Genomic DNA, 11634 nt, shown 5'->3' with positions numbered 1-11634 from the left:
CATCCGCGATGATAGTAACGCATAAAACAGTAAAGCAAATAATACAGATGTCTGTTTATCCGGTCACCAAAAATCATAGGGCTAGATTGGATAAAGATAGGACATCTAAACAGTAAGCCTAATTTATATAGCAATTTTACCTTACTGTGTTAATAGCGAAAAATGACCGTAAATCATATACGGTCATTTTTTAGTCATTACATTCATTAATGTGACGACTATTGAATGTTCACTAATAAAAGCTAGTGAACATTCTAATTAGACGCTTTCGATCGTGCCAGCAGGCAATACTGAAATAACAGAAGCACGTTGTACTTTCACGTCAGTATTGTTGTTTAGGCTCACAACGGCATAATCGCCTTCGATTGCTTTGATACGACCCATTAAACCACCAGCGAAAATGATTTCACTACCCACGGTCAATGCGTTAACCATGGCACGGTGTTCTTTGGTACGCTTAGACTGCGGGCGAATGACCAAGAAGTAAAAAATCGCAAAAAACGCAACAGGCAGTAAAATCTGACCGAATAGACCTGCAGCACCTGCAGTCTCTGGTGCAGCATGGGCAGCTTGAATAAATAAGCTCATAATATCTCTCAGTAAGTCATAGACAATAATAAAATTAGACGCATAGTAACAAAAAATCCCAGACTTGGTAACTGTTAATCATAGGCTGAGCGTGTTTTTCTTAGCGTAAGGCATACTATCAGCCAATGGGTAGGACAACAATGTTTTTACTATATTCAGATAATCTATATAAAGCCTCAGGCTAAATAGCTGTCATGAATTGGCTAGTAAAGATGTCGTCATACAACCGTTAATAGTAGGGCAATAAAAGTCATCAAAAAACAAAAACTTAAAAATGGTGACTTATTGTGAAATGGTATCATCAATGCTACTATCAAATGGCAATGATTGCCTGGATTTAGTATGCTACATATTGAACCATATTACGGCTTATTGAAGCATAGTATGGCTTTGAAATAGCGATTAAATCAGCTTTGAGTAACTATTTATACGATAGACAGATGTCTTTTATTACTTTGTTAAAGATAATCTAAAAATCAATATAAATTGCTCATGACATTATCTTCCTTTTACTCTTTTTAGGTTACCTAACTTGTTCACCACTTTTATGTTTGTACCTCGTTTATGTCGTCCGCGCGCTCATCGTAAAGACGCATCTGCAGAACCTCCCCCGAGAATGACTACTAGTTCTCGATTTGGTTATACTTCTTTTTCAGCACTATCTGCATTGGCAATTCTTATGCTACCGCAGGCAGTGTGGGCAGCTGGTGCTGTATCAACATCCAGCGAGGCGGCAGCACCAACTGCGCTTAGCGTTTCTCTGTTGATATTTTTTGTCTTACTTGCTATTGGTGTCTCTTTCGTCTGTTCATTAGCAGAGTCTGTTTTGCTAAGCATGACGCCATCGTTTATTGCGGATGTGCAAGAAACCAGTCCCAAAAAAGCAGAAATGCTTAAAAGCCTGAAAGTGGACAATATTGATCAGTCACTAGCCGCTATTTTAACCTTAAATACGGTTGCCCATACACTCGGCTCTATCGGTGCGGGTGCACAGGCCACGATCGTATTTGGTAGTGCGTGGTTTGGTCTGTTTTCTGCCCTCATGACGCTTGCTATCTTATTCTTGTCTGAGATTATCCCAAAAACTTTGGGTACAGTTTACTGGCGTCAATTAAGTGGTTTGGTTGCTTATTTCGTTCGTGGCATCATCCTGCTGCTATACCCGTTAATCTGGTTCTCAGAGCGTCTGACGAAACTATTGGTTCGTGGTAAAGAACCGCAAACATTTAGCCGCCGCGAATTTGCTGCTCTTGCTAGTATCGGTGAAGAGTCAGGACAAATTGACCCACTAGAGTCGCGTATCATTCGTAACTTGCTCGCGTTTGGCGCTATTAAAGTCGAAGATATCATGACACCGCGCTCGGTGATGCTCGCGTTCGAAGAGAATAAGACCGTCGCTGAGGTATTGGTTGATCGTCCAAAGCTGACGTTTTCTCGCTTGCCAATCTATGATGGTGATTTGGATAACATTACAGGTTTTGTCCTAAAAACCGACATGCTACTGGCTAAAGTTAACCATGCTATGCACAAGCCGTTGACGCAATTTCAGCGCGACATCACTTTTGTCTTCTCTAAAATGAAGCTGTTTGACTTGTTAGAGTTGATGCTAAAAAACCGTATTCATATTGCGATTACAGTCGGCGAATATGGTGAAGTTAAAGGCTTGGTCACGTTAGAAGATGTGTTTGAGACATTGTTAGGTCTTGAGATTGTTGATGAGATAGACCGCGTCGAAGACATGCAGGCCTTGGCTCGTCAGATGATGGATAGACGGGTAGAGCGTTTGGGCATGAAGCTCAGCGATGATGAACAGTATGAAGACAGTAACAGCGAACCTAAGTCCTAACGAAGCTTTAACGATGCCTTCATGAAGCCAAACTATAACGTTGACAGTTTAACCATAAGTATTGATGGTTCTAAAGATTGATGGTTTAAAAATGGTCAGCTCATTATGGGCTGACTATCAAGCTAGAGCCACAAAGTATATAGTTATTATGGCTAGAATCTGCAGTATAAATGCTTATGGATATTTGATTTGATAGCCTGTGTTTTTATTCGCAATAATTACACAGGGTGTCACATGGCTGTGAGAATTCGATGATAGGCTCGGCATATGATATGAGTATACTTATATAGATATATCTATACAGACACACTGCCAAAATAAATGATAAAAGAGCGTTAATCGTCACTATATGACACTAACGAAAAAAATATCGCTAAGGATTATCATGAAAAAATTATTGGGAAATAGGCTATTAGCTCTATTGGTGAAAAGCGCCAGCATCACTGCAATCGTAGCAGTAGCCAGCACCATCAGTATCAATGCACAAGCGGCAACTATGACCGAAGATTTGGTACAGAACTATGCCGCCGCAATGAAAGCATCAGCGAATAGCCAAAGTATCAATCAGGTATCGCGCCTAGTATCGGACGACGCGCTTATTTCTTTATCTAGAAAAGGAAAGTCTACCAGTTTAGATAAAGATGCGTACTTAAAGCTGCTTCAAAACAGCTGGAATGATACGTCTAATTATCGCTATGATATTTCGGTAGATAATGTGGTGATTACGGGTTCACAAGCCAAAGCCAATGTGACGACCAATGAGAGCTGGGTAAAAAATGGTCAGCAAGTATCATTTGTTACCACATCTCGTGTGACCTTGACCTTGTCTACTGGTAATGCAGTGCTCTTGCGCGCAGTATCACAGGTAGCTATTAATTAAATCGCCATTAATCACGCAAGACTCAAAAATATAATGGGTTATATAAGCGATAGTTAGTTTAATTGGCTGAGATTCTAACTTATAAGAGATTTTAGTTGGTTAAACAGTTATTACTTAGTTTTATAGGCTACTTGAGCGTCTATGATTATCTTTTATATTAGGCTAGTCTTTGCTTTACATTGCATACTATACTATCCATCAACTTTATCTTATTAATTTCTGTCGTTAGGAAACCTCCAATATCATGTCTACTGTGCTATCACACTCTCGCTCATTTATTGCGTTGCCATTGACGCTTGCGGTATCCACTTTACTGATTAGTGCGTGTAGCAATACATCAGCGGTAAAAAACAAAGGTGCGACCAATAGCTCATCTGTCATCACCAAAAGTCCTGCCAATCAAGGGGCTAATACAGGTAGTGCAGACTACTCAACTGCGTTTTTGGACGCAGAGAGTTTGGATGAGTTGGCTGACTTGTTAGAGGCCACTGACATGACCATGGTAGAAGGTAACCAGCTTGCTATTCAGCAATACGGTGATTTGTGGAATCGTCTACGCGCAGGCTATCGTATGAATGGTGGTAAGCCAATCTATAATCAGCGTATTGAAGGTCAAAAAAGCTGGTTTACCAGTAGACAGGATTATCTCAATCGCCTAACTGCACGTGCCAGTCGCTATATCTATCATACGGTACGAGAGGCAGAGCGTCGCAATATTCCAACAGAGCTTGCTTTGTTACCAGTTATCGAAAGCTCTTATGATCCAAGTGGTACGAGTAGTGCAGCAGCTGCGGGATTATGGCAATTTATCCCAAGTACAGGCCGTATCTATGGCTTGAACCAAAGCAGTACTTATGATGGTCGCCGCGATGTTATCGAATCAACACGTGCTGCCTATGACTTCTTGACAGCATTGCACAACCAGTTCGGTAGTTGGGAGCTAGCATTGGCTGCCTATAACGCTGGACCTGGTCGTGTACAGAAAGCAATCGATGCCAACGCAGCGCGCGGACTGCCAACAGATTACTGGTCACTTCAATTACCGACTGAAACGATGAACTATGTGCCGCGTTTCTTAGCTGTAGCTGAAATCGTCGCCAAGCCTGAGCAGTATGGTGTGTATTTACCCGCTATCGCTAACCGTCAGCATTTCCGCAGTGTACCTGTTAACTATGGTGTGAGCTTGGCAGAAGTATCGCAGTTAACTGGCGTTAGCTACGATGAGCTAGAGCGTCTAAATACTGCACTGACATCAGGCCGTGTTGACTCTTCAGGTCCACAGCGTGTCATCATTCCTAACGACGTCAGTCTCAATGCCGATGCCAAATTAAGTGGGCTCAGAGGTAACGGTACAGGTAATGTGCTCGCCTCAAGCAACGCAGGTAGCTCAAGCACGACAGCGACTACACCAAGCTATAATAACAAACCCTATACTGCCTCATCACTACCGTCTACTGGTAGCGCATTGGCTGATTATGCGGCTAGCGCAAGTGTACCTCAGCAGACCACAAGCTATATCTCACCGTCTGCAACACCAACTAGCAGCTCGGTATACAGTGGCAATTCTTCAGCTCGTATTGAGCCACCACTGACCACTGCAGAGACTAACAAGATCAATGCTGAGCTTAAGAGCAGTAACAGTCTACCGACTACCTCAGCTCAGATTACTCAGAACAATACGATTGTCCAAGAGCCACCGCTTAGCAAAGAAGAGCGTGATTTCATCGCCAATCAAATCCGGAGAAATACCTCTGAGACCAATGTTATCAATGCTGATGGCAACATTAATCTATCAGCCGTACAAACACAGCAGTCTATCTTAGAAGCGAGTGGTGCAGAGAAGAAACTTAGCTTTGCTAAAACCTCGGTAAGTAAGCCAAAACCTCAAGGCACTCGTACCACTTATACGGTCAAACGTGGCGATACGCTCTCGAACATTGCGAGTCGAGCAGGGGTTAGTTGGCGTGATATCGCAGAATGGAACCAGATAGATGCCAGTGCCAATTTGCTCTCTGGCAGTACGTTATATCTATATAATGCCAAGACTATCGAGCCATTGAGTACTGCTAATAACGCCGCCGCTAGTCAGCCTGACAGTTACGTCGTACAAGGCGGTGATACGCTTATCGGTACGGCTAATCGTTTTGGCTTATCGGTCACTCAGCTAGCCAGCTATAACAACCTGAGCAGCCGTGCTGATCTGCTCAGAGGTCAGAAACTATGGCTCATACCGGGTAAAGTGACTACACCTGCGACGACACCTGCAGCGCCTTCTACCAAGCCGAGTAAATCAAGCACTGCGACCAAAAACTATAAAGTAAAAGCAGGGGACGGATTAATTGCATTGGCACGTCAATTCAATGTGTCGACAGATACTTTAGCCAGTCTCAACGGTATCAACAGCACAAGTTCGCTATATGTTGGTCAGACGCTTAAAGTGCCAGCCAGTGTTGATTTCGATGCTACAAGTACGACAAGTGCTAGTAGTAGTAACAGCTCAAGCTCGGTCGCGATCACCAATTACAAAGTAAAATCAGGTGATACGCTGATTGGTATTGCGAACAGCATCGGAGTGAGTGCAACGGAACTTGCTGCGGTAAACAGCAACTTTGATGCAAAGGCTCGCTTGCAACGTGGTCAAACGATTAAAGTTCCTGCTTCTAAAGAATTGGTCGATCGTCAGTTGAATGACAAAGCGGTCAGCTACAAAGTAAAATCAGGTGATACCTTAACGGGTGTCGCCAAACGCTACAATATTGGCTTAAGTGATTTGGCATCAGCAAATAACTTAAATACCAATTCGAATCTGATACTGGGTCGTACTATCACTATCCCTGCGAGCGGTAGTGTGGCAAGCGCATCTAGTAGCAGTCAAAGCAGCAGCTCTGCTAGTAGTAACAGTAGTAGCTCAGCAAGCAGTGGAACAAAACTGAGCAACACTGAAAGCTATAAAGTTAAATCTGGCGATGGCTTAATTGCTTTGGCACGTCAGTTTGGCATCTCAGTAGAGGACTTGGCAGCGACCAATGATCTAGCGACCAATGCTCAGCTACAACGCGGCCAAACGCTTAAAGTACCAAAAGCAACGGTAAGCTATACGGTTGGCTCGGGCGATAGTTTGATTGGCTTAGCACGTAAATATGGCGTATCAACGCAAGAGCTGGCTGATATGAATAATATTGCCGCGGATACGATGTTGCAGCGTGGTCAGCGTCTGACAGTTCCAAATCGCTAATGAATAAAATATTAATGGATACCGTTTAAACGAGGCGTCATTAATATTAACCATTAGTCGTATCGCACAAAAAAGCTGCTCTTTATAAGAGCAGCTTTTTTTTATTTAATAAGAATAAACAACTGTGAAAGTTTAGCTTACAAACCGCCTAGTAATATCTAAAAATTAGACAGTCTGAGTTTTAATAGTCTCAAGATAGCTTCTGATATTACTGACATAGTGCATCGCTTGACCATAGCGGCTATTCGACGCTCTATTATCTGCTAAATAAGCATAGACGTTCGCCCAGCTCTTATCATCGATACCTTGAGCTCGTAGTTCACGTTGGATTCTTTTTACCGCATTGGGACCCATGTTATAACCTGCAAGGGCAAACCAGATACGGTCAGTTTTTGGTACATCGGAGAAGTCTGCTTTCACTTGCTCTAGATAGCGTGCACCGCCGCCAATGCTTTGGTAAGGATCAATGCGGTCTGAGACGCCCATCGCTTTTGCAGTGTTGTTAGTTAGCATCATTAACCCGCGTACGCCAGTCGGCGACACAGCATTGGCATCAAGGTGTGACTCTTGATAACCCATCGCGACCAGCAGTTCCCAATCGTGATTGTAATTACGTGCTTGCTCTTCAAACGAAGACTGATAGTCCGGTAACTTTTCTGTCAACGTTCTCTGGAAGTGATCCTGACTATAGGCATCTTTAAGCAAGTTTTGATTGTAGAACGCAGCAAGTTTTTGTGTGTTTTGTAGCTTGATGCTGTCGCACAAAAAGTAACTGGCCTTTCTTGATAGTGGATCATTGGATGAGCTAAACGTCCAACTTACCTTAGGATGTAGACCGTTCTTAGTCAGACTAGAATCGTAACCACAGCTGACATTAATAGAGGATAGATTCAGCTGGCTCTTTAACTTAGTGCTAGCCGTAGTCAATGCCATGTCAGCATTGCCTGTTCTTAGTGCTTTTAGTGCTGCTTCTTCACTGGCATAGGCTTTTAGATTGATATCGACACCGAGCTCGTCGGCGTAAGTGCGCACCAGATCAAAACCAAAACCATGTTGGAAGCCATCAGTAGCAAAGTAAGTGCTATCGCCAGGCACCGCAGCAATGGTCAAGGTGTTCTCCAGCATGACATTGTCATAGGCTGGTACCGATGTGTTCATGGTCGTCAAACTCTCAGCGGGCAAAGAGAGTAGAGCGATGCTAGAGATTTGTGCCAGCTTCTTGGTTCTGGCAAAACGACTAGACGCAATAGGGGTAACGGATGAAACGATGTTACTTTTGGTGTTCAGTAGGCGTTTAGATGGACGCAGTAAATAAGAAATACGGCGTCTGGCCCCTTGCGCAGATACTTTTACACGATAAGTAATACGCTGCATGGATGTCTCCTGATTTTAGCCATCCTTCTTACCGCAAAAACACGTATAAATATATGTGCATAATATTGACATATATCGATATCGTATCTTAAATAGAGTGGCATTTTTAATAGAACAAATGCTACTCTATCTTGTTTGACTATAGCGCCACTAGCGTACTCTCTCTAAGAGTTAGTGGGATAGTTTGTCGTCAGCCAGCTATCGATATGTCATAAAAGCGTTCTAAACAGTGTTTATAAGTACTGGTTTAAAATACTGAACGCACAACAACGCGAAGGATATAAATCAGATGATTCCTTCATCGATAACTAAATATGGCTAGTGGCCAAACAACTATATATCAAACATAGGTAAGGTCATGATTAAGTTATTGAGACAAAGACATAGCTTGAAACATTGATGTAAGGTTTTGCCAATGAGGCAAATACATTCAACTGTTTTAACTATGCTAACTTTGATGGCTGGCTATACTTTGAATCACTAATATTAAGTTACTAGTAATAGGATAGCTGGCTACTAAAGTTGTTTGTCCAGCAATGAGGGTAAGCAAAATAACCAGAATTGATAGTTTATAGCGGTCTATCAAACTGACTATGTCATACCGTCATCGCGACACCAAAAATAAAAAAATACCATGCTGCTAACATACATAGTGCAAACATAGTATTTCAATGGGTAGCAGTTTAAAATCTTATCGCTGATATAGCATGATAAAGTCCTAAACAACTACCATCATTATTTTAGTGCCATAACCGGAAGCTGTAATAATGGGAAGTTTCATGACAAAACGTTCTTTCTTACGGGTAGTAATATGCGGTTACTAATTGCATTATTCAAGTGGAGTTAAGAAAAAAGCGATAAAACTTAACAATTGAGATATAAACGGTTAATTTTCCAGATATTTGGTACATAATAATCAAAAATAGAATAACAAAGTTTAAATAGTAGTCAAACTAGACTTTATGCTTATGGTGTGACTATAGCATTAGCAAGTCTAGTTTGGCTTTTAAATTATCATTTCCTTTATAAGTTTTTCTCTATCAATGACAACCGTTTAAAATGGCTTTTTAAGTGGTTAGTTTATGCTGGATTTTCGATATCGATTAAAGTAACTGGCAGACCAAATTTTTGAGCGACTATCTCTCCTAACGCCTGAATACCGCCACGCTCCGTTGCATGATGACCACAAGCAAAATAGTCAATCCCAAGCTCGCGCGCGCTATGCGTGGTACGCTCAGATATCTCACCAGAGATAAACGCATCACAGCCCATGCTAGCCGCTTGCTCAATCATGTCTTGCGCACCGCCTGTACATATACCCACACGTTCGATCAGCCTGCCATTTGTCTGAGCAGAAGCGTCTGTATGATACTCAGCTGAGATATGTAATGGCGCGCGACCTAAAGCTTGAGTAATGGTTGAAATGAGATCGTCAGCACTTTGCGGTGTGCAAGTAGCGATATTGCCCACAGGATGGGACTCGGTAGGATAGAGCGCACCAGTAATCGTCATGCCGAGCATGTCAGCAAGTTTTGCGTTGTTGCCAGAGATTGGGTGTGCATCAAGCGGTAGATGATAGCCAATCATAGAAATACCGTGTTGCATCAGCTTGCGCACGCGTCGACCTTTCATCCCAGTGAGCGTAGCAGGTTCGCCTTTCCAGAAGTATCCATGATGTACCATAATCGCATCGGCATTGTCAGCGATGGCAGCATCTATCAAGGCTTCACAAGCCGTGACACCAGTGACGATACGTTGAATCGGGCGTCCACCATCGATTTGTAGACCATTTGGCGCATAGTCTTTAAACGCGCTGGTAGATAAGTAGTCGTCACAGAACTGTGTCAATGCCTGAGCGCTAATGCTTTGAGTATTGGATTCAGCTGTCGTATGATTTGCAGTCATTATGTTTTCCTGTCATCAATAAAATGTATGTCGTAAGGTGCTGTAGATTAACTAAGCAAAAATTATGTATTATCTGTCATGTTTGAGAGTGTTTGGTTTTGGACTTCTCGCTTTATGTTCAATTCTCGAAATGTTGAAGTGTCGAGCATCGTAAAAGCTATTTTAACATGCCGTTGTAAGCAAGCAGACAAGCTGGATAACTGAAATGGTACACGATACGTTACTATTTACTGGTATTGCGGTTATAATTTATATACGTGAGTCTGCCTAGCTGTATAGCATTTGACCATCTGATGAATGGGTCAACACTAGCTAAGCGGTCGCCATTATCTCACATCGTTTTTCACTGTCTGTTTGCAATAAATTTATAGAGGTTTTATATGTCGTCATCCCGGAACACCAATAACAAGGCGTCTTTATTAAAATGGTTACCTTGGGTCTTATTGCTGCTAGTGTTGGCAGCGTTTATCTGGTTGTTCACGAGTATGAAGTCGACGTCAGAGGCCACATGGGAGCCGCCGAGAACCCCGCCTGCGGAGCAGCAAGCAGCAGAGCCAGTGTCGGACACGCCAGCGCCTATCTCTTCTTATCATAATGCAGTGGCGCGTGCGTCGCAGTCTGTAGTCAATATCTATACGACGCAAACGATGACCGAGCATCCTTATATGGATGATCCCGTACTGCGCCGGTTTTTTGAGTATCATGGTGGCCCATCACAAGAGCAGGGCAATACCAATTTAGGCTCTGGTGTGATCGTATCAGAAGATGGCTATATCGTGACCAATGCCCACGTAATCGAAAAGGCCGATGAGATCACAGTCGCGTTCAATGATGGTCGTAAGAGCCGTGCCAGAATCATCGGTACAGATCCTGATAGTGATTTAGCCGTGATCAAGGTCGATATGACAGGGCTGACACCACTTGGATTCCGCGAAGATCCGATTCGCGTGGGCGATTTGGCCTTAGCGATTGGTAATCCGTTCGGTGTGGGTCAGACAGTGACGCAGGGGATTATCTCAGCGACTGGTCGTACTGGACTGGGCGTTAATAAGTTTGAAGACTTTATCCAGACTGATGCGGCGATTAATCCGGGTAACTCAGGCGGCGCACTGGTCGATGCTCATGGCGAGCTAGTCGGTATCAACACCGTGATATTCTCGCGCTCTGGTGGCTCGATGGGTATTGGCTTTGCGATTCCAACGGCATTGGTTGAGCAAGTGATGAATGCCTTGATTAAAGATGGCCGTGTTAGTCGTGGTTGGTTAGGTATCGAGATTCAGTCACAGCTACGTGACCCAACGCAGCTAGAGACGTCAACAGGCGTAGAAGTACTAAACGTCATTGACAACAGTCCAGCGGCAAAAAGTGGTCTACGTGTCGGTGATATTGTCCTAACCATCGATGATGTCGAGATGACAGATGCCAATACCTTGATTCAGTATGTTGCTCGTAAGCCACCAAACACTGAACTGGATGCGCAAATACTACGTCAAGGTAAAAATGCTCAAGTAAAAATCACGCTAGAAGAGCGTCCAGCACAAGAACCACTTGAGCGTCCTGTCGTACTACAAAATGAGAGCATGGGCGGAATGGAGCAGCCAAACATCCAAGGTGATGAAGAAACGCCAATGATGTCAAAAGCAGAGCGTGATCGTATGCGTGAAGAGCTGATGAAACTGTTTGAACCGCCCCGGGATTGTCGGAGACTCAACATTCTGAGAGAATACGACAATGAAAAAACAAACCTACACTCCTGAGATTAAAGAACGCGCCGTTCGCATGCTGATAGAAGCGTTGGGCGACTAT

Annotated in this window: 7 protein-coding genes; 4 read left to right on the top strand and 3 right to left on the bottom strand. The window is 43.2% G+C overall.

What is annotated here, in order from left to right; genetic code table 11:
* Positions 1-258 precede the first annotated feature (258 nt).
* Positions 259-588: a preprotein translocase subunit YajC gene (yajC, locus tag JMX07_RS05365; RefSeq protein ID WP_057759529.1), complete on the bottom strand. Its 330-nt coding sequence runs from the start codon at positions 586-588 to the stop codon at positions 259-261.
* A 547-nt stretch (positions 589-1135) separates the two neighbouring features.
* Here yajC and JMX07_RS05360 point away from each other — a divergent pair.
* The 3 genes from JMX07_RS05360 to JMX07_RS05350 all read left to right on the top strand — a co-directional run bounded on the left by JMX07_RS05360 (position 1136) and on the right by JMX07_RS05350 (position 6549).
* Positions 1136-2434 (top strand): hemolysin family protein, encoded by a 1299-nt coding sequence (locus JMX07_RS05360; protein WP_201606868.1) that lies wholly within the window; start codon positions 1136-1138, stop codon positions 2432-2434.
* A gap of 385 nt (positions 2435-2819) precedes the next feature.
* Complete coding sequence (locus JMX07_RS05355) at positions 2820-3314, top strand: hypothetical protein (RefSeq protein WP_101205368.1); 495 nt, start codon at positions 2820-2822, stop codon at positions 3312-3314.
* Between the two features lie 244 nt (positions 3315-3558).
* Positions 3559-6549, top strand: a complete 2991-nt coding sequence (locus JMX07_RS05350) for a LysM peptidoglycan-binding domain-containing protein (protein WP_201606738.1) — start codon at positions 3559-3561, stop codon at positions 6547-6549.
* Between the two features lie 165 nt (positions 6550-6714).
* On the opposite strand, the gene JMX07_RS05345 is transcribed toward JMX07_RS05350, so the two are convergent.
* Both JMX07_RS05345 and JMX07_RS05340 read right to left on the bottom strand, forming a co-directional pair.
* Positions 6715-7923: a transglycosylase SLT domain-containing protein gene (locus JMX07_RS05345; protein ID WP_201606737.1), complete on the bottom strand. Its 1209-nt coding sequence runs from the start codon at positions 7921-7923 to the stop codon at positions 6715-6717.
* 1080 nt (positions 7924-9003) lie between these two features.
* Complete coding sequence (locus JMX07_RS05340) at positions 9004-9828, bottom strand: Nif3-like dinuclear metal center hexameric protein (RefSeq protein WP_134292524.1); 825 nt, start codon at positions 9826-9828, stop codon at positions 9004-9006.
* Between the two features lie 380 nt (positions 9829-10208).
* Here JMX07_RS05340 and JMX07_RS05335 point away from each other — a divergent pair, with 380 nt between their 5' ends.
* Entirely contained in the window at positions 10209-11585 is a 1377-nt protein-coding gene (locus JMX07_RS05335; RefSeq protein WP_227684638.1) for a S1C family serine protease, read from the top strand.
* Positions 11586-11634 lie beyond the last annotated feature (49 nt).

Origin of the sequence: Psychrobacter immobilis, from assembly GCF_904846235.1 — a bacterium.
Classification (GTDB): Bacteria; Pseudomonadota; Gammaproteobacteria; order Pseudomonadales; family Moraxellaceae; genus Psychrobacter; species Psychrobacter immobilis_C.
This window is presented reverse-complemented; position numbering and strand designations above follow the sequence as displayed.

Excerpts from the sequence above, each read along its gene's own strand:
- yajC (WP_057759529.1), bottom strand. The coding sequence starts at position 588 with ATGAGCTTATTTATTCAAGCTGCCCATGCTGCACCAGAGACTGCAGGT.
- JMX07_RS05360 (WP_201606868.1), top strand. The coding sequence starts at position 1,136 with ATGTTTGTACCTCGTTTATGTCGTCCGCGCGCTCATCGTAAAGACGCA.
- JMX07_RS05355 (WP_101205368.1), top strand. The coding sequence starts at position 2,820 with ATGAAAAAATTATTGGGAAATAGGCTATTAGCTCTATTGGTGAAAAGC.
- JMX07_RS05350 (WP_201606738.1), top strand. The coding sequence starts at position 3,559 with ATGTCTACTGTGCTATCACACTCTCGCTCATTTATTGCGTTGCCATTG.
- JMX07_RS05345 (WP_201606737.1), bottom strand. The coding sequence starts at position 7,923 with ATGCAGCGTATTACTTATCGTGTAAAAGTATCTGCGCAAGGGGCCAGA.
- JMX07_RS05340 (WP_134292524.1), bottom strand. The coding sequence starts at position 9,828 with ATGACTGCAAATCATACGACAGCTGAATCCAATACTCAAAGCATTAGC.
- JMX07_RS05335 (WP_227684638.1), top strand. The coding sequence starts at position 10,209 with ATGTCGTCATCCCGGAACACCAATAACAAGGCGTCTTTATTAAAATGG.